Annotated in this window: 20 protein-coding genes; 18 read left to right on the forward strand and 2 right to left on the reverse strand. The window is 43.1% G+C overall.

Annotated elements, in window-relative coordinates; translation table 11 throughout:
- The first annotated feature begins 30 nt into the window (after window positions 1-30).
- The 10 genes from GQY27_RS17470 (at window position 31) to GQY27_RS17515 (ending at window position 9034) form a co-directional block, all read left to right on the forward strand.
- The gene (locus tag GQY27_RS17470) at window positions 31-1050 is read left to right on the forward strand and encodes an amidase domain-containing protein (protein ID WP_160036543.1); all 1020 of its coding nucleotides are present in this window, start codon (window positions 31-33) and stop codon (window positions 1048-1050) included.
- 130 nt (window positions 1051-1180) lie between these two features.
- Entirely contained in the window at window positions 1181-2275 is a 1095-nt protein-coding gene (locus GQY27_RS17475) for a D-alanine--D-alanine ligase (protein WP_160036544.1), read from the forward strand.
- An 83-nt stretch (window positions 2276-2358) separates the two neighbouring features.
- Window positions 2359-2682, forward strand: coding sequence for a hypothetical protein (locus GQY27_RS17480; protein WP_160036545.1), 324 nt, complete (start codon window positions 2359-2361; stop codon window positions 2680-2682).
- A gap of 83 nt (window positions 2683-2765) precedes the next feature.
- Entirely contained in the window at window positions 2766-3767 is a 1002-nt protein-coding gene (gene uvsE / locus GQY27_RS17485) for a UV DNA damage repair endonuclease UvsE (RefSeq protein ID WP_160036546.1), read from the forward strand.
- 145 nt (window positions 3768-3912) lie between these two features.
- Window positions 3913-4785 (forward strand): inositol monophosphatase family protein, encoded by an 873-nt coding sequence (locus GQY27_RS17490; protein ID WP_442950917.1) that lies wholly within the window; start codon window positions 3913-3915, stop codon window positions 4783-4785.
- Between the two features lie 15 nt (window positions 4786-4800).
- On the forward strand, window positions 4801-5079 hold the full coding sequence (locus tag GQY27_RS17495; protein ID WP_160036547.1) for a hypothetical protein: 279 nt from the start codon (window positions 4801-4803) through the stop codon (window positions 5077-5079).
- Window positions 5080-5256: 177 nt separating this feature from the next.
- Entirely contained in the window at window positions 5257-6519 is a 1263-nt protein-coding gene (locus tag GQY27_RS17500; protein ID WP_160036548.1) for a stalk domain-containing protein, read from the forward strand.
- Window positions 6520-6877: 358 nt separating this feature from the next.
- Complete coding sequence (locus tag GQY27_RS17505; protein WP_160036549.1) at window positions 6878-7321, forward strand: helix-turn-helix transcriptional regulator; 444 nt, start codon at window positions 6878-6880, stop codon at window positions 7319-7321.
- A 56-nt stretch (window positions 7322-7377) separates the two neighbouring features.
- Window positions 7378-8550, forward strand: coding sequence for a rhamnogalacturonan acetylesterase (locus GQY27_RS17510; protein ID WP_160036550.1), 1173 nt, complete (start codon window positions 7378-7380; stop codon window positions 8548-8550).
- A 100-nt stretch (window positions 8551-8650) separates the two neighbouring features.
- Complete coding sequence (locus GQY27_RS17515) at window positions 8651-9034, forward strand: sensory rhodopsin transducer (RefSeq protein ID WP_160036551.1); 384 nt, start codon at window positions 8651-8653, stop codon at window positions 9032-9034.
- An 80-nt stretch (window positions 9035-9114) separates the two neighbouring features.
- Here GQY27_RS17515 and GQY27_RS17520 read toward each other — a convergent pair whose 3' ends face one another.
- Complete coding sequence (locus GQY27_RS17520; protein WP_328803024.1) at window positions 9115-10431, reverse strand: glutamate-1-semialdehyde 2,1-aminomutase; 1317 nt, start codon at window positions 10429-10431, stop codon at window positions 9115-9117.
- 149 nt (window positions 10432-10580) lie between these two features.
- Entirely contained in the window at window positions 10581-11594 is a 1014-nt protein-coding gene (locus GQY27_RS17525) for an LCP family protein (RefSeq protein WP_160036552.1), read from the reverse strand.
- Between the two features lie 191 nt (window positions 11595-11785).
- Here GQY27_RS17525 and bcp point away from each other — a divergent pair, with 191 nt between their 5' ends.
- The 8 genes from bcp (at window position 11786) to GQY27_RS22095 (ending at window position 22388) form a co-directional block, all read left to right on the forward strand.
- Window positions 11786-12250: a thioredoxin-dependent thiol peroxidase gene (gene bcp, locus GQY27_RS17530; RefSeq protein WP_160036553.1), complete on the forward strand. Its 465-nt coding sequence runs from the start codon at window positions 11786-11788 to the stop codon at window positions 12248-12250.
- A 253-nt stretch (window positions 12251-12503) separates the two neighbouring features.
- Window positions 12504-13841, forward strand: a complete 1338-nt coding sequence (locus GQY27_RS17535) for a polysaccharide deacetylase family protein (RefSeq protein ID WP_160036554.1) — start codon at window positions 12504-12506, stop codon at window positions 13839-13841.
- A 335-nt stretch (window positions 13842-14176) separates the two neighbouring features.
- Window positions 14177-15007 (forward strand): MeeY/MeeF family manganese export membrane protein, encoded by an 831-nt coding sequence (locus GQY27_RS17540; RefSeq protein WP_160036555.1) that lies wholly within the window; start codon window positions 14177-14179, stop codon window positions 15005-15007.
- Window positions 15008-15186: 179 nt separating this feature from the next.
- A complete protein-coding gene (locus GQY27_RS17545) occupies window positions 15187-16155 on the forward strand; it encodes an AAA family ATPase (RefSeq protein WP_160036556.1) in 969 nt (322 codons plus the stop codon).
- Window positions 16156-16159: 4 nt separating this feature from the next.
- On the forward strand, window positions 16160-17371 hold the full coding sequence (locus tag GQY27_RS17550) for a DUF58 domain-containing protein (RefSeq protein ID WP_160036557.1): 1212 nt from the start codon (window positions 16160-16162) through the stop codon (window positions 17369-17371).
- A gap of 32 nt (window positions 17372-17403) precedes the next feature.
- Window positions 17404-19677, forward strand: coding sequence for a transglutaminase-like domain-containing protein (locus GQY27_RS17555; protein WP_160036558.1), 2274 nt, complete (start codon window positions 17404-17406; stop codon window positions 19675-19677).
- Between the two features lie 162 nt (window positions 19678-19839).
- The gene (gene guaA / locus GQY27_RS17560) at window positions 19840-21378 is read left to right on the forward strand and encodes a glutamine-hydrolyzing GMP synthase (RefSeq protein ID WP_160036559.1); all 1539 of its coding nucleotides are present in this window, start codon (window positions 19840-19842) and stop codon (window positions 21376-21378) included.
- 809 nt (window positions 21379-22187) lie between these two features.
- Window positions 22188-22388 (forward strand): tyrosine-type recombinase/integrase, encoded by a 201-nt coding sequence (locus GQY27_RS22095; protein WP_160036560.1) that lies wholly within the window; start codon window positions 22188-22190, stop codon window positions 22386-22388.
- The last annotated feature ends 264 nt before the right edge of the window (window positions 22389-22652 follow it).

Below are 22652 nucleotides of genomic sequence, written 5' to 3' on the forward strand. Positions count from 1 at the left end.
GAGCTTGGAACGTCGGAAATAGCTAGGGGCATGGGAAAGGGGGAAAAAGGCGTGGAACGTGAATGGAATCATGCGTTATACACCTATGTTAATGATTACAATGCTTGCGAAATCAGCTGTAAACCACATCATGAGCAGTTAATTGCAGATGTGGCGATACTCGAGAAGAGGGCAGAGCGGCTCTTTTTGTTAGAGCAGTGGTATCATGAACGTGAATCTCATCCTGTCCGAAGCGAGACGCGGGCCAAACTGCTTCGGGTACTATCTAATGAGCCAAATCAAGGAGTAGCAGATGTGCAGCTCTATCGTCGGCTTTATTATATGAAGTCAGGTATTACCCATAGGGAGGATCGGATTGAAAAAGAGCAACTCACCTTTAACAAATACCAAGGCCGCTGGGGTATTTCGAGTATTGTTCATGATGTCCCTGAACGTAAACCCATAACTCTGGGCGATTCCATAAGCGCTGAGAATAGTTCAGCCTTAAACAAACCGCTTTTAAATAGAGAATTATTATATCCCGGCATTCCTGCAAGATCTTCCCGTTATCGCAGAGAGGATGCTGTAGCCTATGCAGACAGGTGGTGGGATTCCGGTAATCCTGAGTTCGAGGAATTTGATGTGAACTGCACCAATTATATCTCTCAATGTCTCTTTGCAGGGGGAGCGCCGATCAACTATACTGGTAGGAGAGAGTCAGGCTGGTGGTATAGAGGTTACGTAGGTGGAAGAGAATTATGGAGCTTTAGCTGGGCCGTTTCTCATAGTTTGCAGAGTTACTTAGCTCATGCTCGTACGGGTCTTACTGCAACCCTTGTTGACAGTCCGAGTGAGCTTCAGCTCGGGGATGTTATTTTTTATGATTGGGATGGTGACGGAAGATACCAGCACAGTACCATAGTGACAGGGTTTGATGCGGGAGGAATGCCGCTTGTGAATGCAAACACCGTCAGCAGTCGGCATCGCTACTGGGACTATAAGGATTCTTATGCTTGGACAACTGCAACCAGATACCGTTTTTTTCATATCTCTGATACGCTAGGAACATAATACGGAACGATCATCATTCTTGATGAATATACTGCTGGCATAGATACGGTGGGCCTTGGCGAATACGAAATCTTCTAAGTGAACGAATTTCTCCAAGACCTATCCGTTTAATAGAAACCGGAGGTTAGGCATGGTACAGAATAAAATGACCGTAGGTATTGTATACGGTGGTAAATCAGGGGAACACGAAGTATCCCTGCAGACTGCATTTGCTGTGACAAGTGCTTTTGATTATGACAAATACGAGCTCATTCCTTTTTATATCTCGAAGCAGGGGACTTGGGCAAAAGGAAATAGGCTTACAGCTCCGCCTGCAAGCGTAGATGCACTACAACTTAAGGGCAATCCCGAGGATACTCGCGATGCACTGAATACGTTATTCAGCCGTCTATACGGCGGCGAGAGTGAAATCGATGTTATGTTTCCGCTCTTGCATGGTACGTATGGTGAAGATGGTACGATTCAAGGACTTTTCGAAATGGCTGATATGCCGTACGTAGGTGCTGGTGTACTGCCATCTGCTGCCGGTATGGATAAAGTAACGATGAAGAAATTATTCGCACAGGCTGGTATTGAGCAGTGTGAGTATGCTTATTTTAATCATATTCAGTGGAAACGTTCCAGCGATGAACTCATTGTGAATATGGAAGGCCAGCTTGGATACCCCATGTTCGTTAAACCGGCAAACCTTGGATCAAGTGTAGGTATTTCCAAGGCACGCAATCGGGAAGAACTGATTGAAGCAGTTGACTATGCCCTTCGCTATGATATCAAAGTCATCGTAGAAGAGTTTGTCGATGCAAGAGAAGTGGAAGTCAGCGTACTTGGTAATGAAGAAGCAATTGCTTCCGTCCCAGGCGAGATCGTATCTTCAAGCGATTATTACGATTATGCAGCGAAGTATACGGATGGACAATCCGAAATGCTGATCCCAGCTCCTCTTGATGAAGAGAAAGCAGATCAAGTTCGCGAAGCAGCACTGAGTGCATTCCGTGCAATTGAAGGAAACGGAATTACTCGTGCAGACTTCTTCGTTCGCCGTTCGGATGGAAAGATTCTTATCAATGAAGTCAATACAATGCCTGGGTTTACCCCATTCAGTATGTATCCTCTATTGTGGCGTGAAACAGGTATTTCCTATAAGGCGCTTCTTGATCGTATGATTGAGCTTGCTCTAGAACGTTATGAACTGAAACAAGCATTGCAGTACGAAAATAATAAATAAGAAGTAAGCGGGAAGGGGAGCGATGACTTCCCCTTTTTGCTATAACGAAAAGAAAATAAGAGAATGAAAGAGGAGGACAAGTCATGGGATTTCAGACCGAGTTTAATTCAGTATGTAAGTTTAAGAGTGAACAAGAGTTGTACGAGCTTCTAGAATACGGAAGAGGCAAAATGGTGAAACAGGGCTTGCGCGTCTTTCCTACAGGGCAAAAAGTAATTGCATATACCCCGGATAACGTGGCGATTGCAATTGTAAAAATTGTAGGCTGCATTGCCGAAATTAACTTTCAGAATCAAGAAGTGACCGAGGTGGAGATGATTCTTGAGCGTAAGCTTACAGAAGAAGAGTCACGAATTCAGACAAAGCTTGCTTATGAAATGTTCTTTGGAGAACAAACGAAGAATTGAAGCAGAAGTAACAGGGTTTTAACAAGTCTCTTACGGGTATAATCTGTACTATTAAGGTTACCGTGAGAGGAAGGTCTCGTCATATGATCGTACGCTTTGGTTATGTAGCTATGTCTGTTCTTGTAAACAATGCTTCTCCATCCAAGACGATGACAATGGCTAGTTTTAATAAAATTGGAGATCGAGAGGCAGCCATTCGCAAACTTGAGCGTATTGCTGCCGAAAATTTACATAACACTTTAAGATTACTTAGGCACAACCTCGCTTATCAGATTTGGGTGTACCGTTTTTCTTCGAAACTAATCCCGCTGGCCACACATGCAGATTTGCAGGACTGGAATCCGTTTGAAGCATTAACTCCATCATTTCGGGAGGTAGGCGATTTTGTGAAAAAGAACAAGATGAGAGTGTCCTTTCATCCAGATCATTTCACTGTGCTTAGTACACCGCGCGAGGACGTCTTGGCAAATTCGATCCGCGATCTGCAGCATCACAAATCTATGCTGGATGCTATGGGGCTGGATGCTACGGCAAAGAACAATATACATATCGGCGGAGCTTATGGTAATAAACAGCGCTCGGCTGAACGTTTTATAGAGAATTTTAGTACCTTGGCATCCGATATCAAGGAAAGAATGACACTTGAGAATGATGATAAGACATTTAACGCGGTGGAGACTCTTGAGGTTTGCAAGAAAACAGGTCTTCCTATGGTTTTAGATATTCACCACCAGTGGGTAAATAATAATGGAGAGAAACCTTGGGAGTTGTGGAAAGAGATTCAGGCTACCTGGAGAACTCCCTTCGCTCAGGCGGATACCCTGCCAGAGACTCCTTTAGCTCCTAAAGTCCACATTTCGAGTCCTAAGAGTGAAAAAGACATCCGTAGTCATGCAGATGGAGTGGAGCTGGAACCGCTGCTTACTTTTTTAAGAGAGATTGCGAAGGATACGCCGTTCCTTGATGTTATGATTGAAGCAAAACGTAAGGACGAAGCGTTATTTGGGCTCATGGATGCGTTTAAGACTTTGACGGGGGAAGGCATCGAAATTCTAGATGGAGCTACCATTCGTGTAACGCCCTGACTCTAATTCGTACAATTTTGTGAATCAGGACTTTTGTGGGTAACCGATATGCTCCTGAAACGTTAGTATAGTAAGCAAGAGTAAGCAAACTGAATATTTTCTATCATGGTGTTCTCTTAGAAATGAGGAAAGTAGTGTGATTGTTTTGAATGAAAATCAGAAGACTCCTTATGTAGTTTCAAGTAAGAGTTATACGGCTGTTGCCATTAATGCTGCTGCGAAAACAGGGGAATGGATTAAGAGCAAAGTTGGTTCTAATCTGAAAATGTCGACAAAATATTCTGAGCAGGACCTTGTTACTGAAGTGGATAAAGGGGCGGAGCAAATGATCCGCCGATTAATTCTTACTCATTTTCCAGACCATGCTATTCTTGGGGAAGAAGGCGTAGAGCCAGGTCCGGATGCTTCTAATCTTGCTTTGCAAGCGGTCAAAGATGAGGAGTTTCTATGGATTGTAGATCCGGTAGACGGAACAACGAATTTTGTTCATGGATTTCCGTTCTTCTCGGTATCCATTGCGCTCGCACATCACGGAGAGGTCATTGTAGGCGTGATCTATGATCCCATCCGAGACGAGTTGTTTGTAGCTGAAAAAGGTAAAGGGGCTTATGTACATGGAAACCGTATGCAAGTGTCTTTAGAAGAGCAACTAACCGATGGACTTATCGCCGTCGGTTTTCCGCCGGACCCAAGCTTCGCCTTGCCTATGAATATGGCAGCAGTGCAGGCTTTGGCTCCCAAAGTCCGTAATTTACGAGCAGGCGGATCTGCCGCACTGCATCTTGCCTATGTTGCGGCGGGCAGACTGAGCGGATATACAGAGATTGGACTGAATCCATGGGATATCGCAGCAGGTGCCTTACTCGTTCAGGAGTCAGGTGGTATGGTAACAAGCACGGCGGGGCATCCTTATGATCTGTCGGTGCGCCATGTTGCAGCAAGTAATGGAAAGCTGCATCATGAACTGATTACTGTCCTGAAAGAAGCGAAAGCCACAGGTATCGCAGAAGACAAGTGAAGGAGGAATGCAGATATGCCAGATTCACATGAGCTTGAGAAAAAGCTGAGCGATATGCTTACGGACGGTGATCCAGATTATGGAGATCCTGAGAAAAGAGAGCGGGAACAGGTCTCCCCTAAATATGAGATCCGAATTCAGACCGAGCTGGATCCGATCGTAGAAGAAACGTTAAAATATCGCAGTATGGCTAAAGAAGTAGACGATCGTTATGACGCCTATATGGAAAAAGCCAAGCATTCTTCCGATAACAAACCCTTAGTTGAAAAAACAGATTCAGAAACAGAAAAATAAAAAAGGAAAAATGACAAAAGGCATTCAAGGCATTCAGAATGAATATTCTGAATGCCTTTTTCTATAATCTGGTAAGTCCTCTCTTAAGGTGAAGAGAGGACTTCTTTTTTATGTGTACCCGTAATCCTGCATAAGTGGTAAAATAAGGAATTAAGAAAAGGGGGCGACATATCATCTATGTTGAAGTGGACTAACGTTCGAAATAAGGTGCGGACATGTTCTATATCGCTTATTGCGATTGGACTACTATTAGGGGCAGGAACCTTGTCTGCACAGGCACAGGAAATAACGAAGGAATATCGCATGGTAACGCTGGGAGATTCCATTACTGTCGGTTTTGAGCCGGGAATGGAAGATTTGAAAACAAGTCCTTATGGTTATGTTGAACGACTGGAAGAGCAAGCCCTGCTGTATGGACGTACGAAAGTTACCAATTACGGTATTGCGGGATTAAAAACAACAGGCCTGCTTCAGTTTACAGATGCGATTGCTAAGGGAGAGAAAAAGTCTTCCGCAGCCATTCAGCCGGCACTTAATGATCCGCGAGTAGAAGATTTCACAGATCAGATAAAGCAGATCCAAACCGAGGTTTCGGAGGCGGATGTCATCGCTATTACGATCGGCGGAAATGATGTATCGGAGTTACTGGTTACAGGGACAAGTCTCACAGATGCTCAGCTGAGTGAGCGAGTAAAGGAACTGCTGAGTCGTTATTCGGAGCAGGTAACCTCTTCTGTCAATAATCTGCACGCCTTAAATGAAGATGCCCTCTTTGTGATTGCAGATCAGTATCAGCCTCTCCCCAAAGTGGGAAATGAAGCTCTATACAACAAGCTGATGGGTGCAGCCGCTTTATTTACAGATACGGTGGATGCGGTGGCATCCCAGCTGAACGAGCAGGGAGTCCATATAAAAGTCGCTCACGTGGCGAAGGAGTTTGCCGGAGGAGAGGGAACGATGACCCATATGATCAGGCATCGTGACTTCCATCCCAATCAAAATGGATATGAAGCTATCGCTGAAGTATTTGCTAACGTGATCTGGGGAGATTATGTAAAGCTTCAGATACCTGATCGGGAGGAGCCGATGAATATTTTCGTAAGCGGTAAGCAGCTTGTTACTCCTTATAAGCCTGTTCTTAAAAACAATCAGAACTATATTGCAATTCAGGATATTGTAGAAGCCGTATCTGCAGAATCCAAATGGGATAATCAGACGAAATCTACGAAAATCACATATGGTACGAAGACGGTAGAAATTAAAATGGGATCAAAGAACGTACTAGTGAATAATCAATCGATTCCAGTTGCGACACCAGCCTTCTTACAGAAAGTCGGTAAAGAATCCAAAACCTATGTACCTCTTGCTCTTGTTGCAGAAAGTCTCGGTTTTGATGTTCAGTATCAGTCCAAATTAAAAACGGTCTTTATTAATCCTTAAATTTTGGCTTGGTAATAATGAAGGAAGGTTATCTCTGAGAGGTTATCCCTGAGGATAACCTTTTTTCACTTTCATCAAATCCAAACTGTACAATATACAGGAATTGGGTTTATAATCAAAATAAAGAAATTCAAAGAACAACACAGATTTAAATGTGGTAATTTGTTATTTTTCCAAATGTGAACGATATGGAGGAGGTAATTTAGGATCTTTTCATGAATTTAGAATCTTTTTATGTTTCTAATTTAAAACGCTTACAATTTTATTCTAGGTAGATATTCAGATTGACTTCATCAGAAAACAGCAGAGAAAGTTTGTACACTAATGTACTGTTCCTTAAAAGGAGGCGCGTTTGTACATGAACGATTTACTGCAAATGGAACATATGAGTCAAGGATCAGCCTATTCATTACTAGATACGTCTTTACCTCTCTCAAAAGAAAAAAATATGGAAGCAGTCAGTAGACAGTCAATGATTGTCTATCAGCTTTTGGAACTTGTCCACCGTCATTATGCAGATTCGAACATTTCATTAAATACCATTGCTAGACATAAGCTGTATATGAATCCGGACTATTTAGGAAAAGTATTTAAGAGAATTACAGGAATCGGCTTCTCTCAATATCTCAATCAATATCGGATACAGCAGGCATGCAGTTACATGCGGCATAAAGATAAAGATGCAAAAATATTTGAACTTGCAGAGTCCTTTGGTTTTGGAAGGAATCCGCAGTATTTCAGTCAAGTGTTTAAAAAGTGGACGGGGGTTACTCCCTCAGATTATCGAAGCAGAGCGAAATGATAATTGGTAGATGACGACAGATAATGATAGGAAGATGAAGGAGATGAAGTCACTACATGATTCATTATAAATTTGATTTTGGACCTGGAACGGCAGCGGAAGGCTATACTGGGGTCCTTCCAGATACGCTCTATCATGCGGAACTTGGTTATGGATTTGAATCCATAGACCGAGTATATGGGAGAGATCGTTCACAGGAGCAAACGGATCCTGCTTCATCTAAGAAGGATTCATCTATTAAAAAACAACTTCATGACCGTTTTTGCATTCCGCTTCATGCGGCTTTTATCCTTGATGTTCCGCCGGGTACATATCGTGTCCATACGCTAATGGGTGACAGCAATACCGAAACGATTACTGAGATAAGGGCAGGTGAAGGCAGACTTATGCTGCCGCCTGTTCATACACAGCCTGGTCAATGGATTGAAGAAAATTTTAGTGTTGTTGTTCGTGAAGGTGAACCGTTACGACTTTCTTTTTCCGGACCCGCTCCGAGGATTAATGCACTTGAAGTAATGGAAGCGAATGAGACGCTTACCGTTTATATTGCGGGAGATTCTACGGTATGTGATCAGCCTGCATCAGGCTATCCCTATGCGGGATGGGGTCAGATGCTGCCATCCTTTTTCAAACATGATGTGGCGGTAGATAATCATGCGCATTCAGGACGCAGTACGAAAAGTTTCATCGACGAAGGACGGCTGGATGCGATACTCACGAACATCAAAGCCGGAGACTTTCTCTTTATTCAGTTTGGTCATAATGATGAAAAGTCAGATGTACTAAGAGCGACGAAGCCATTTACAACCTATCAGGAATATCTGAGTAAATATATTCAGGCAGCTCGAGAGCGTGAGGCTTATCCGGTTCTCATTACTCCTGTACAGCGCAGATACTTTAACGAAGATGGAACCCTCATGGATACACACGGGGATTATATTGTTGCTATGAAAGAACTGGAAGAAAAGGAGAATGTTCCTTTAATTGATCTCGCTGCTCGCAGCAAGATCGCATTTGAACAAGCTGGGGTGGAAGGCAGTAAACTTGATTTCTTGTGGGCTTGGCCTGGGGAATATATTCATTTCCCTGCTGGAGTTGAAGATAATACCCATTTCTCGCAGTACGGAGCCAAAAGAATGGCTGGAATTGTAGCCGCCTCTATTGCGGAACTGGCCATTCAGCCGCTGACGATGTTTTTGCGTTCACCGGAAGCTTTGAGAGACAGGTAGTACCGAAATAAGTAAGCCTAATAGATGTTCCCTAAAATATAAAAATGGACAGCGAATCTATTTCATAGTTACATGGAGCAAGTAGAAGGGAGATACAGAGATGAACTCAATGAAGCCGGAAGCCGCAAAAGGTAACACCGTATGGGTTATTCCAGATGGATACATTCCTCCGCAGAGCAGCGGTGTGCTTGAAAGTCATGAAAGTATTTGCGTCTTAAATACAGGAAGACAGGATGCAAATCTTACGATTACTGTCTTTTTTGAAGATCGCGATCCGCTCGAGTGTAATGTGACTAAGGTGTCCGCTAGGCGAACTTCTCACATTAGGACAGCCAGCCTTCAGGCAGATGGAGAGTTTATACCGCTTGGTGTTCCTTATGCACTTATAGTGGAAAGCGATATCCCCATTATTGTTCAGTACAGCAGGCTTGATACATCTCAGCCTGAACTGGCACTCATGAGTGTCATGGCTTATCCCGTATAGGGGATAGCAATGAATCAAGGCTCATACAAAAAAGAACCGCCCTCCAAATTGGCTGAAGGGCGGTTCTTTAACATGTTGCTTTATTTTTCTTTAGCCATGGCCTCAAATGATGAATCAGCAGCTTCAATCGTAGCTTCAATATCTGCATCCGTATGTTCCGTTGTCAGGAACCAAGCTTCGTATTTGGAAGGTGCGAGGTGTACTCCTCGGTTCAGCATATGTTGGAAGAAGGAAGCAAATGCTTCTCCATCCGTATCCTGAGCTTCCTCATAATCCGTTACTGGATGATCGCAGAAATGAGTGGAGAATGAGCCGCGAACCCGGTTAATTGTCAGTGGTATTCCGTGACGATCTGCTGCTGCCTGGATTCCCTCCGTTAATTTAATAGTGAGACGTTCCATCTCTTCATATACTCCTGGCTGGGAAAGCACCTCAAGGCATGCAATACCTGCGGAGATGGAAGCTGGATTACCTGCCATAGTGCCTGCTTGATAAGCAGGTCCAAGCGGAGCCACTTGTTCCATCACTTCTTTGGAACCGCCGTAAGCGCCGATAGGAAGACCGCCGCCGATGATTTTACCAAGAGCCGTAAGGTCTGGCTTAATAAGATCATGGTTTTCAAGCCCTCCATACGTTTGCGTCGAACCATAGTGGAAGCGGAATGCGGTAATAACCTCATCATAGATAACGAGTGCCCCGTGATCATGTGCCAGCTTGCACAGACCTTCGAGGAAGCCTGGTTTTGGCATAACCATTCCGAAATTACCAACGATTGGTTCTACCATGACAGCAGCTACATCATGACCCCATTTTTGCAGTGCTTCTTCAAGTCCGCTCAGATCGTTGTAAGGAACCGTGATCACTTCTTGTGCAATACTTGCAGGAATCCCTGCGCTGTCTGGTATGCCAAGAGTAGAAGGGCCAGAGCCTGCCGCTACAAGGACCAAGTCTGAATGGCCGTGGTAGTTACCCGCAAATTTAATGATCTTATTACGTTTCGTATATGCACGTGCTACCCGGATCGTGGTCATGACCGCTTCGGTACCTGAGTTCACAAAACGAACTTTATCCATGGAAGGGATCGCTTCTTTTAGCATTTTGGCTAATTTGATTTCGAGTACGGTAGGAGTACCGAGGAGCGTACCATTGGAAGCTGCCTCTGTAATTGCTTTGGTGATGTGCGGGTGAGCATGACCGGTAATGATTGGTCCATATGCCGCAAGGTAATCAATATATTTGTTATCATCTTCATCGTAAAAATAAGCACCTTGTCCGCGTTTCATAAAGACAGGGGCTCCGCCGCCTACTGCTTTGAACGAGCGAGAAGGGCTGTTTACACCGCCGACAATATGTTCAAGTGCTTCTGCATAATACTGCTCCGATTTGGAACGATTCATTTGTATTCATCCTTTCTTTGAAGCAAGTCACCACAAGAGTATGGTATGTACAATGGAAAAGGGCAGCCATCTGCTGCCCTCACCAAGTTCATATCTATTATAACATCTCCCTTTTGTGAAACCATAGCTCTTAGGAAGAGTCTTTTGTATTATTCTTCTCCGCTGGCTGACTTATCAACCGTGGATTTGTTATCTGGTTCGGTTACCTGAGGCTCAAGGACTTCTTGGACGTATGATTTAAGTTCTTCCTTATCTCTCACGGTAAGGACAGCAGCGCCGCCAATTCGCTCTTCAACAAGAAGTTTCATAGGAGGAACTTGTTCGCTCCCTTGCATGCTGCTCTGATAGCCCACAGAGGCCAGCTTCCACATGTCGTTAAGGGTTAGGTTGGTATCAATGTAAGGATTTACTTCATTAAGAATGGAAGGTAGTTTAGCTATAGAAGTTGTTGTTTGCATCTTATCGGCAATGGCTTTCAGGAGTTCACGTTGACGTTCGGTACGAGAGAAATCGGACAAAGCATCATGCCGGAATCGTACATACATCAGAGCCTTTTCACCATCGAGATGCTGCATTCCTTGCTTGAGATCAATATCATACTCATGTTTATCTGCTTTACTTGTATATTTCATATCTTTTTCGACTACAAAATCAACGCCTCCAACAGCGTCAACGAGTTCAATAAAACCTTGGAAATCAGTATATATATAGTACTGAATTGGAATCCCCAGTAGATCACCGGCTGCCTGCATTGCTACATTGGGGCCATGGGTAATTGCCGTATTAATTCGATCTCTTCCGTACCCAGGGATGTCTGTATATGTATCACGCAGGAGAGAGAATAGAGATATTTTTTTGTTGACTGGGTTAAGGGAGGCTACAAGCATGGTATCTGAGCGAGGGATCTCCCCTTCTGTTAGACCTCTGGCATCTACGCCCATAAGCAGGATGTTAACAGGTTCTTTACCTTCCCATTTAGGGGGATCGGGGGTGATTTCCTGATCTACCTTCTCTACGTTGTAAAAAGGAGAACTCTCTCCTTCTTTGTTCAAATCTTGTAGTTCGTTAACAACAGAAGTAAAATAATAAACTGCGAGTAGGGCGGCAGTAACAACGATTACTGCGAGAACCATCCATACGGTTCGTTTCGTCTTCCTGTTCATGTAACGTTCTCCCTTTCCATCTTATGGAGTGAAGCCAGTTAGGGCTCTGGCCGTTGACTTCCTGCGTTAAAGTAGTATGGTATAATTTTGGATGAATTAACACAAATTTCATTAGATAACTTCCATTATAATTTTTTTTATGGATACAATCAATTGATAGAAATACGATAACTTTAAAGGAGACTGACATCATGAGTATAAAGATCGGTTCTGAAGCACCAGATTTCGTGCTAAAGGGCACGGGAGATCAGCTTTTGAAGCTGTCTGATTTTCGCGGAAAACGAGTCATATTATATTTCTATCCGAAAGACATGACAGCGGGCTGTACAGATGAAGCGTGCCAATTTCGGGATGAACATACCTCATTTGAAGCGTTAAATACAGTCATCATAGGAGTAAGTGGAGATTCCATAAAACAACATGAAAAGTTCATTGCGAAATACAATCTGCCGTTCATTCTATTATCGGACGAGGATCATAAGGTTGCTGAATTGTATGATGTGTGGCAGCTCAAAAAAATGTACGGCAAAGAATACATGGGTATTGTACGTTCGACATTTGTTATTGATGAACAAGGCATACTTAGGAAAGAATGGCGGAAAGTGAAAGTGAAAGGTCATATAGAAGAAGCACTGGAGTATATTAAACATATGTAGTCTGTGAGATATAATATAGTACGTGTGTTAACATCAGGACCGGCTCTTTAGGAGTCGGTTTTTTATTTGCTTACTCATTCATCAACCCTGACAGGAGAAAGTGAAACGCTTGAAATGTAAATATATTCACCTATAAATCTCTTTTTTAAAAGCACTCAAAAGTAGTCTTTTTTATAAGAAACCCTCATAGACTGAATATATAAATCTTAAAATCTATGAACCATTCATATAAAGACCATGGGGGCGAAGCGATATGAGAAGAATAGGTAAACAAAACAGATGGAAAAAATTCAGTTATACAGTAATCGCAGGCTTTATCATTCTTTTAGCGGTTGCTCTTCAGGATAAAAGTTTCTTATCGAGCGTCGTGAATTCTCAAGCTGTGTATATAGATAATGAAGTGGACTCTGCGAGAATAGAAACAATATCAAAAGTAGTACATACGGTATTAACTAAATCTACGGTTCACTCGAGTCTAGAGCAGGCCGTTCATACGCAACCTGTAAATTCGACCTCTTTAACTGCCAAAAAACAAGAAGCTGATCTCGTTCTGTCTAGTTCGAAAAAAGTGTATTTAACATTTGATGACGGACCGGGAAAGTATACGGAAGCTGTTCTAGATATTCTTGATAAATATGAAGTTCCCGCTACATTCTTTGTATTAGGAAAGCAAGTCGAAGTGTATCCTGAATTAATTAATCGCATGCATGAAAAAGGATATGTCATTGGGAATCATACTTATGATCATAAATATGATAAACTGTACGGCTCTTTCCCTGATTTTTGGAAACAGATTAAGCAAACAGAGGAAGCAGTTAGGCGAATCACAGGAGAGCGACCTCAGCTTGTTCGTGCACCCGGGGGAACCTATGGTCATTTTGATACCACTTATTTCGATCTCATGAAACAAGCAGGTTATGTCGTTACTGACTGGAATGTGGATAGTGGAGATTCACTTAAAAAAGATGTGCCTGCTAAGGAAATTATTAAGAATGCAACAAAGTCAGCAGTGAGTGGTGATCGAGTCGTATTACTGCATGATGGAGGGAGCCATGTGGAGACGGTAAAAGCGTTACCTGCCATCATTGAATATTACCAAGCGCAAAATTATGAATTTACAAGCCTGAATCCTGCGGAGAAACCCGTTCAGTTTCAAGTGAAGAAGCAAAATTCTCAAGAAAAAATGATGCAGCCAAGCAAAGAATGGATAAATAATCATATCACTGAGAATGCTGCTCTATTTGGTACAGGGCCTTCCCTTGTGATTGAAGCAGGGAAACTTGTGACGAAGCTTGCACCTGGTGAATATCAGGAAGTTGAAGGCGAACTTCTGGTTCCGCTTCGAGTTCTTGTGGAGCGATATGGGGGTACAGTGAAGTGGAACGGTATCGATCGGTACGCAACGGCTAAATGGGCTGGCAATGAGATTACAGTGGATCCGGCACAGCAACTGCTTGACTCAATAGAAGGCCGAGTAGAGATGAAATCGGGCTCTCTATGGGTTTCCCTTCGAGATCTTCTTTCTGCCGCAGATTATAAGATTAAGTCAATCGATCGGAATCAAGCTGAATTTATTATAAAAGCGAGTTAGTCTGCATATCGGGTTCAGTGATATAGGGAAGATAAATGTTGCTGCTTGCGCTAGAAGAGTTTTATAAATAATTCTTGACTATAAGCTTTGATTTTTATATGTTTATTACACGGTTTAGCTGATCATCATATCAGTTAAGCAGGAACGTGTTTAAAGGGGAGTAGCTGTTACAGCAAAGTCGTCAGTTCGGGAGAAAATCCCCGGCTTTGTTGGCAACCATTCGTTGTTAGCGAGACCTTTACCACACTCTGTGGTAGAGGTCTCTTTTTTGTTGGAGACCTTTGCCAAGCCGGCAAGGTCTCTTTTTATTTTTATTATTTTAGGAGGATGTATTTATGGATTTATTCTTAGAGTATGGCTGGGTACTTCTTGTACTCATTGTACTAGAAGGGCTGCTTGCCGCAGATAATGCGCTAGTCCTTGCCATTATGGTGAAACATTTACCAGAAGATCGACGTAAGAAAGCTTTGTTCTATGGTTTAGTGGGGGCCTTTTTCTTCAGGCTCGGATCCTTATTCCTGATTTCCTTCTTGGTTGACGTTTGGCAGGTACAGGCGCTTGGTGCGATCTATCTCCTGTACATTTCCATTAACCACACCATCAAGCATTTCCTTAAAGGAAAGACAAAGACGGACGAGGCACAAGATGCACCGAAAAAGCCCAAGAAACAATCTGGCTTCTGGATGACTGTATTTAAAGTAGAAGTTGCGGATATTGCTTTTGCTGTAGATTCTATTCTGGCAGCTGTAGCTTTAGCTGTTGCACTGCCTCCAAGTGGACTTCCAAACATCGGCGGTTTGGACGGAGGACAGTTCATTGTTATCTTCCTCGGCGGATTTATCGGACTCATCATTATGCGTTTTGCAGCAACCTTCTTCGTGAAACTTCTGCAGCAACGTCCGGGCCTCGAGGTCGCGGCATTCCTGATCGTAGGTTGGGTAGGGGTTAAGCTTGCAGTGATTACGCTGGCGCATCCGGATGTTGGCTTAATTGATTCTCACTTCCCGCATAACAGCATTTGGAAAATCTCATTCTATTTCGTCCTTGTAGCGATTGCTGCACTCGGATGGTTCCTTTCGTCTAAAGTAGAAGTTGAGGACGGCGAGAATGCGATTAAAGAAGTCGAAGAACAACAACCTGTAAAAGATACAGACACATCCAAGTAATTGAATATCATGCTTATAGTAAAGTCTGGAGATTCTCTCCAGGCTTTTTTGTTTTGTATCTCGATGTCTATTTACTCTATGTAAGGGGAATACTAGCAAACATAGAATAGAAACCAGAAGAGTAGAAATAGAGTTGTTGAAAAACGAGTCATACTGCGGATACAGGAGGGGTGCTGGCCATGGAATATATGAAGTCTAGTGAATATGCTGCAGAGCTGCTTGAGAGAGTGACTGAGCGAGTAGAGAGCGTCATTGTAGGTAAACGGCGAGAAGTTCGATTCATTCTCATCGCGATGCTGTCAGGAGGACATGTGCTGCTAGAAGACGTGCCGGGTACGGGGAAAACAAAGCTGATTCGCACACTGGCTTCCTGCCTTTCTGCGAGTTTTGGCCGAATTCAGTTTACGTCTGATGTGTTGCCTTCTGATGTGACAGGAACTTCTGTATATAAGCCCATAACGGGAGAATTTGAATACCGTCCGGGTCCGGTAATGGCGAACATTGTTCTTGGGGATGAGATCAACCGTGCTTCTCCTAGAACCCAGTCAGCGTTGCTTGAAGCAATGGAAGAGAAGAGTGTTACTGTGGATGGGGCGACTTATGCATTACCGAGGCCTTTCCTGCTGATGGCTACTCAGAACCCGTTGCAATTTGAAGGTACTTATCGTCTTCCGGAAGCTCAGCTCGATCGTTTTCTTATCAAATTAAGTCTTGGATACCCTGGTATTGATGAGGAAATCGAGATCATGAATCGGCAGGAGTCAGGTTCTCGTTCTCTCGTAAAACCTGTCATGTTAGCGGAAGAACTTGTTAAGATGCAGCGTGAAGTGTCTGGTGTTTTTGTAGATCCTGTAATCAAAAAATACATTGCTGAATTTGCGGCTGCATCACGCAAACATAAAGACCTTTTACTCGGGATCAGCCCGAGAGGAAGTCTTGCATGGATGATTGCTTCTCAAGCAGCTGCTTACCTGAATGGCCGAACTTATGTCATTCCTGATGATTTGAAGGAAGTTGCTTTGCCTGTCTTAACGCACCGGATTCGTACCCGATATGAGATGGTGCAAACTTCCGATGCCGAACGTATCATAGCGGACTTGTTGCAGCACATCCCTATCCCTGTACAGTCCTCAAGAATGAGGGGGTGAGTTTATGTGGAGAACCATGATCAGTCCGCTGATTATGATTTTACTAACGAGCCTTCTCTTTTTTCTATACCAGATTCAAGGCGGAAAGACTCTGCTATTCCTGTTGGTATCTTGTATGATCTTGATCTGTTACGGTGTGTTAGCTCAGTTTATCGGTCCTCGGCATGTTCACATAACAAGAGAATTTCAGCCGGACAGAGTGACAGCAGGAGAGAGAGCAGAAGTTAGAATTCATGTCAGCATAAATAGCTGGCTGCCTTTATTGTGGTTAAAGATTGAAGAAGAGGTCGCTCCTTTCAAACATACTCATATTATTTTTCCTCGCAAACGCAGCTATGAATGTTCTTATTCTTATTATCTAAAAGCAGTACACCGGGGAGTGTATTCTTATGAACACTGTAAAATCACATGGGGAGATGCATTCGGCTGGTTTACATGCAACAGACGTGTACATGCGCCGGGAGAGCTGATTGTACACCCTTCCTTCCACCCAGGTCATCCGGGATTAGAAGAAGGTTACGGAGAATCGCAGCATCCGCAGCACACCCGAAACAGTGTGGTAGAAGAGTGGAAAGGGTATGAAGTGAGGGAATATACCCCTCGTGACGGATTTCGTTTTATACACTGGAAAAGCTCCGCAAGAAAAGGAAAACTTCAAGTTCGTATCCCAGAAAAAAGTGTTGCTAATAACATATATCTCCTGCTGGATAATGGAAAAGATTCTTACATGCATAAGAGAAAAGAGGAGCAAGGAAATGAACTGTCATGGCAAGCCTATGATTCAGCAATCTCATTTTGTGCAAGTATGTTAAGGGATGCATATAACAAGGGGAAAACGTCTCTAGTAGCCACTTATGTTGTCCAATCGGGGAGAGCATCGTTTCAAGGGGAGATAAACACGAGTGAAGCCGTATTTTCTAAGGGGAAATTGCTCCATCAGTTGGATTTTTTAGCCCGGTTGGAACCAGGGGAAGGGTTACGTAATACACGGGATCTCTCCTTACCCGCAGGGACAGAAGTATATATGGTCACCGGCAGTTTAAATGAGCAAAATTCAAAGCTGGCTAGGGAGCTAAATACACAAGGAGTACGTGTTCGGCTCTATGAAATGACAGATTGGAAACAGGAACATAAGACACATCAAATCAGAGAAAACTCGTTAGCGGCAGAGCTAGAGAAGGACCAGATTCGGGTGAAGACGATTGCTTCTTTCTGAGCTTGTCTAAAGGATGGAGAGGAGGAACACGGGTGGAGACAACAGATCTAAATGTAAAGGGAAAAGGATATATCGAACCTTGGTTATACCGCGTTGGCATCTCTTTTTTGTTATATATCATGTTTATGGAGTGGCTCATGCCCGCTGGCTTCGGAGAGCAGACCGACATTCCTGCTTCGATGAGGGTCATGTTCCTCCTTACGGCAGGGCTCCTTCTGATCGGCAGTCTGCATATCCCTCTACGATACATGATCTTTCTAAGAGCAGGTTGTGCCCTGTTTTTTTTATGGTGGATGCTGGTCCCATCTGCAGGAGAGAGCTGGGTATTTAATTATGTTTATACGCTTCAAAGCGATATCGCACGCTGGGGGAGATCAGGACATTTTCGGAATGTGAGTGAAGAAACAAGAGCGGTCACCGCTGTGATCGGATGGACGCTTTTTGTGACCTCTGTTCAAATGTTGGCTGTTCAGCTTCGGACCGTGTTTCTGTTTGGTGTCGTTACGATTGTCTATTTACTCTGTATGGAATTGCTGAGCGGTATCTATTCCCCAGGCGGGATGATACGTACGATTTGTTGTTTTCTGTTAGTACAATCCTTATTGCAAATGCCGAGATTATTAGGGACAGCAAAAGTGCTGGTAAAGGATAGAAAATCTCATTTGATCTGGGCTGGGACAGCGATTGTGACAGTGCTTGTAACGACGATGATGACATCGTCTATTGCTTCTGCAATTCCTGCGAAAGTAGAAAATAAAGAAGTCCTGACAAGGATATGGGACAAGATCTCCGAGTGGTCGAGTTCTGACACGAAGACGAATGCAGTACCTGCTTTTTCAACGACAGGGTATGATCCGGCAGGGAGAGACATGGGAGCTCCGCTTATTCAGAGTAATACCGTATATTTTACGGCAACAACTCCTGCTCGGGCATACTGGAGAGGTCAATCTCGCAGTATCTACGACGGGAGAAGCTGGAAGCTGAATGAAGCAGCAGGTCAATCCTTTGAATACATCAGTACGGAGCAGAGACTCAGAGAGGACGAGATTGAAGAGAACCCGTATTTTCATATCGTAAAACAGACAATTAGCCTTAAGGAACCTGCTAAAGGCGGATCTGATATTTTTGTAGGCGGGGTCCCTGTGCGATTATCGTTCGGAGATAGTATGGGAGACGGTACAAAGAAGGAAAATGGATTAACAGGAAACGGTAACGAGTCTGACTTTCCATACATATGGAGCGATATATCTTCGGGGAATGTAAGATTTGATGATAAGCAAAAAGCACAGCCGATTCAGCATTATAGTATGGATGTACTGATTCCTGTACAAGACAAAACGATGCTTCGTAAAGCGGTGGGAGAAGATCCCGCTTCGATCCAGAAGACAAATCTTCAGCTTCCATCTAGTTTACCTGCAAGGGTTACGAAGCTGGCGAATTCAATAACTAGTGATACAAATACGCGTTATGACGCGGTCATGGCTGTATCGAATTATTTAAAATCGAACTATACGTATACACTGAATACACGTATTCCGGCAGTAGATCAAGATTTTGTGGATGATTTTCTGTTTGTAACCAAGAAAGGGTATTGTAATCATTTTTCTTCAGCCATGGTGATTCTCCTGCGGAGTAAAGGGATTCCTGCAAGATATGTACAGGGGTTTGCTCCAGGTCAGCAAGATGAACAAGAGCCGGACAAGTACACCGTTACTCAAGGGGATGCACATGCCTGGGTGGAAGTGTATTTTCCGGGAGCCGGCTGGTTTCCATTTGAAGCGACACCTGGCTTCGATCCGGCAGCTGAACTGCAAGCGGCATCCGCTGCTGATGAACCGAAAACGGGGACTATGAAGAATGGCGAGTTTGCTATAGATCTGAGTCAGTTAATGACTTTCTTTCAGACAGGGCTTAAAAGCATTGCTCAGCCGAGTACACTAGCATGGTCTGCTGCAGTGGTGCTGTTGCTTGCAGCTGTGATTACAGCGGGATATTTTTATGGCCCAGTTATACAGCTCCGGCTTCGGATGATCTGGCCTCGCCGGACTTTTCCAGACCGAGAGCGCCTGCTTCACATCGGTACTCCCGTATGGGACATGCTTGCTAAACGCTATGGTGAGCGGGCCAGCGGACTTACGCTGCGGGAATATATCGCAGGTCTGCCTGTGGAAGAGGACGCCCTGCATGAGGAATTACAGCAGTTCGCCAAAGACTGGGAAACGATGGTCTACAGCCCGGCAAGTCCTTCCCGAGGAGAGAGCATCGCTTTTTTACAGTGCTGCTTGCGGATGGCTAGAATTTTGTGAATAATTCCCTTAAAAGTAATAAGGAGAGTGGGAGGTATGACCACCTTTTACAACATACATTTTCTTACATTATTTTATTAATAAGAAGAAAGTGAGCTTTCCTTGACGTCAGGTTTTGTCGGCAAGTATAATTAATCTCATTGAATTGAGGGAGGCACGGTAATGATAAAGCCAAATGAAATTGTTGTTGTTCTAGATTTCGGGGGACAGTATAACCAACTAATCGCAAGAAGAATCCGCGATCTCGGAGTATACAGCGAGTTGCTTCCATATAACACACCTGCAGAGAAGATACGTGAACTAGCACCAAAAGGGATCGTATTCTCCGGTGGACCATCCAGTGTATACGCTGAGAATGCACCGCATGTAGACCCTGCTGTTTATGACCTGGGATTGCCGATCTTCGGTATCTGCTATGGTATGCAGATGATGGCCCAGCAATTAGACGGTAAAGTAGAACGTGCTCACAAACGTGAGTATGGTAAAGCAGATGTTTTGTTTAACGAAGGATCTGACCTTGTAGCAGGTCTTGAATTAAATCAAACCGTATGGATGAGTCATGGAGATCACGTTGTTTCCTTGCCAACAGGTTTTAAACTTGATGCGGGAACGGAAAGTGCTCCAATTGCAGCAATGAGCCATCCAGAACGTAAATTTTATGCAGTTCAGTTCCACCCAGAAGTGCGTCATTCTTTGAATGGTAACGATATGATCCGTAACTTCCTATATAACGTGTGCGGTTGCGAAGGCAACTGGAGCATGGAGACTTTTATCGAAGACAAAATTAACGAAATTCGTGAACAAGTTGGCGACAAAAAAGTGCTTTGTGCCCTCAGCGGCGGCGTTGATTCTTCTGTAGTAGCAGCACTGCTTCACAGAGCAATCGGCGATCAACTTACTTGTATGTTTATCGACCACGGTCTTCTTCGTAAAGGAGAAGCAGAGAGCGTAATGGAAACTTTCGTAGGAAAATTCGATATGAAAGTGGTTAAAATTGATGCTCGTGAACGCTTTATGTCCAAGCTTGCTGGAGTAGATGATCCAGAACAAAAACGTAAAATTATCGGTAACGAATTTATTTACGTATTTGATGAAGAGTCCAGCAAATTCGATGATTTCACATTCTTGGCACAAGGAACACTTTATACAGATATCGTAGAAAGTGGTACAGCTACAGCGCAAACCATCAAATCTCACCACAATGTAGGCGGACTTCCTGAGAACATGAGATTTGAGCTTATTGAGCCGCTGAATGCACTCTTCAAAGACGAAGTTCGTAAAGTCGGTGAAGAATGTGGATTGCCAGAAGAGATCGTATGGCGTCAGCCATTCCCAGGTCCGGGTCTAGCAATTCGTGTACTTGGCGAAGTAACAGAAGAAAAACTGAAGATCGTTCGTGACTCTGACTACATTTTGCGTGAAGAGATTGCTAAAGCAGGTCTTGATCGTGAAATTTGGCAGTATTTCACCGCTCTTCCTAACATGAAGAGTGTAGGGGTTATGGGCGATGCTCGTACGTATTCCTATACCGTAGGTATCCGTGCAGTAACATCCATCGACGGTATGACAGCAGACTGGGCACGTATCCCTTGGGATGTGTTAGAGAAAATCTCGGTTCGTATCGTTAACGAAGTAGATAACGTAAACCGTATCGTTTATGATGTAACTTCTAAACCGCCTGCAACGATCGAGTGGGAATAGGTTAACAGTTTCAATGTATAAAAAGTAAGCTGAAAGCATTGGTATAAGTGACTTTTAGCCGCTTTTCTTAATATCGTTTTTTACTACCGGCAACAATTGACTATTTAAAATTACTCTCTTTTATTTGCGTTATTTAGCAAATGAAAGGGAGTTTTTTATGACTTAAATAATTGAAATGATTGATGATTTTAAGTTGAATCATGAAATATTAGGTCGGAAAAAGGCTTATATTAGGGTGTGTCTGTACCGCTTAAACGTTTGAAAAGACTTCATGGTAGATGAATTAGGTGTAAGTCATGTAGAGGATGTGAAGCCGCTTCACATTAAAAGATACATTTAAGAGAGACGAAGAGTAAGGAAGGAGAACAATAGTACAATTAACAATTACCTCGTAACCATTAAAGTATTCTTTCAGTATCTTGTAAAAGCAGAATACATTAATGAGCAAGAGAATCCAATGAGAAGGATTAAGAATTTGAAAGAGGAAAAGACGACCATTGTAACCTTCAATGATGATGAGGTATCTCGCATTATAAACGATGTGAAGGAGGAGACTTATTCTAATGTTCGAGACAAGCTATATTAATTATGCTTTTTGACACTTGGTGTGAGGGTTTCTGAGCTGTATGACATCAAAGTAGAGGAAGTGTGTAGCAAGTAGACACATTCTCATTCATGGAAAAGGCTCTAAGCAACGTCTAGTGTACATTAGTAAAGTGATGCGTAAATATGAAAAAATGAAGAAGGAGCGGTTTAAACATAGACAAGCGGATGAAACAGAGGATTATTACTTCTTAGATTAATCTGCTATGCGTTTATTTCGTTCACGTATTAATGAGATACTCAAAAAGTATTGTGACAATGTCGATGTGAGAAAAGAAATTCAATGTTCACCACATGATTGTCGTCATTACTTCGCACAAAAGCAAATACGAAACGGTATCGATATTTATAGTTTAAGTAGATTTATGGGGCATTATGATACACAAATAACCTCTAAGTTATCTTAGAGGGATGGAACAAGAAGATATTTTGAATATTGGAGGACGAATGAACAGTCCTTTGAAGGAAGTTAGGATTGGGAAGAAGTAGTTGTGATTAGTATTTGTGAAATATTAGTTAATCATAACCTTAATGTAAATAAAATGTGTGTTTTATATTTTATTAACATCTGAGAGCGTAAAATATTTTGTGTAAATAGATAAATAGCAAAAAGGAAGACCTTTTCTTGTAGAATGAAGTTACCACACCACAATTCACAGAAAAGAGGTCTT

This window comes from Paenibacillus sp. An7 (genome assembly GCF_009870785.1).
Classification (GTDB): Bacteria; Bacillota; Bacilli; order Paenibacillales; family Paenibacillaceae; genus Paenibacillus.

What these genes read in the sequence shown, in the direction of transcription:
- GQY27_RS17505 (WP_160036549.1), top strand. Translation starts at nt 6,878, where the DNA reads ATGAACGATTTACTGCAAATGGAACATATGAGTCAAGGATCAGCCTAT.
- GQY27_RS17510 (WP_160036550.1), top strand. Translation starts at nt 7,378, where the DNA reads ATGATTCATTATAAATTTGATTTTGGACCTGGAACGGCAGCGGAAGGC.
- GQY27_RS17480 (WP_160036545.1), top strand. Translation starts at nt 2,359, where the DNA reads ATGGGATTTCAGACCGAGTTTAATTCAGTATGTAAGTTTAAGAGTGAA.
- GQY27_RS17540 (WP_160036555.1), top strand. Translation starts at nt 14,177, where the DNA reads ATGGATTTATTCTTAGAGTATGGCTGGGTACTTCTTGTACTCATTGTA.
- GQY27_RS17475 (WP_160036544.1), top strand. Translation starts at nt 1,181, where the DNA reads ATGGTACAGAATAAAATGACCGTAGGTATTGTATACGGTGGTAAATCA.
- GQY27_RS17535 (WP_160036554.1), top strand. Translation starts at nt 12,504, where the DNA reads ATGAGAAGAATAGGTAAACAAAACAGATGGAAAAAATTCAGTTATACA.
- bcp (WP_160036553.1), top strand. Translation starts at nt 11,786, where the DNA reads ATGAGTATAAAGATCGGTTCTGAAGCACCAGATTTCGTGCTAAAGGGC.
- GQY27_RS17550 (WP_160036557.1), top strand. Translation starts at nt 16,160, where the DNA reads ATGTGGAGAACCATGATCAGTCCGCTGATTATGATTTTACTAACGAGC.
- uvsE (WP_160036546.1), top strand. Translation starts at nt 2,766, where the DNA reads ATGATCGTACGCTTTGGTTATGTAGCTATGTCTGTTCTTGTAAACAAT.
- GQY27_RS22095 (WP_160036560.1), top strand. Translation starts at nt 22,188, where the DNA reads ATGCGTTTATTTCGTTCACGTATTAATGAGATACTCAAAAAGTATTGT.
- GQY27_RS17515 (WP_160036551.1), top strand. Translation starts at nt 8,651, where the DNA reads ATGAACTCAATGAAGCCGGAAGCCGCAAAAGGTAACACCGTATGGGTT.
- GQY27_RS17470 (WP_160036543.1), top strand. Translation starts at nt 31, where the DNA reads ATGGGAAAGGGGGAAAAAGGCGTGGAACGTGAATGGAATCATGCGTTA.
- GQY27_RS17525 (WP_160036552.1), bottom strand. Translation starts at nt 11,594, where the DNA reads ATGAACAGGAAGACGAAACGAACCGTATGGATGGTTCTCGCAGTAATC.
- GQY27_RS17520 (WP_328803024.1), bottom strand. Translation starts at nt 10,431, where the DNA reads ATGAATCGTTCCAAATCGGAGCAGTATTATGCAGAAGCACTTGAACAT.
- GQY27_RS17495 (WP_160036547.1), top strand. Translation starts at nt 4,801, where the DNA reads ATGCCAGATTCACATGAGCTTGAGAAAAAGCTGAGCGATATGCTTACG.
- GQY27_RS17500 (WP_160036548.1), top strand. Translation starts at nt 5,257, where the DNA reads ATGTTGAAGTGGACTAACGTTCGAAATAAGGTGCGGACATGTTCTATA.
- GQY27_RS17545 (WP_160036556.1), top strand. Translation starts at nt 15,187, where the DNA reads ATGGAATATATGAAGTCTAGTGAATATGCTGCAGAGCTGCTTGAGAGA.
- guaA (WP_160036559.1), top strand. Translation starts at nt 19,840, where the DNA reads ATGATAAAGCCAAATGAAATTGTTGTTGTTCTAGATTTCGGGGGACAG.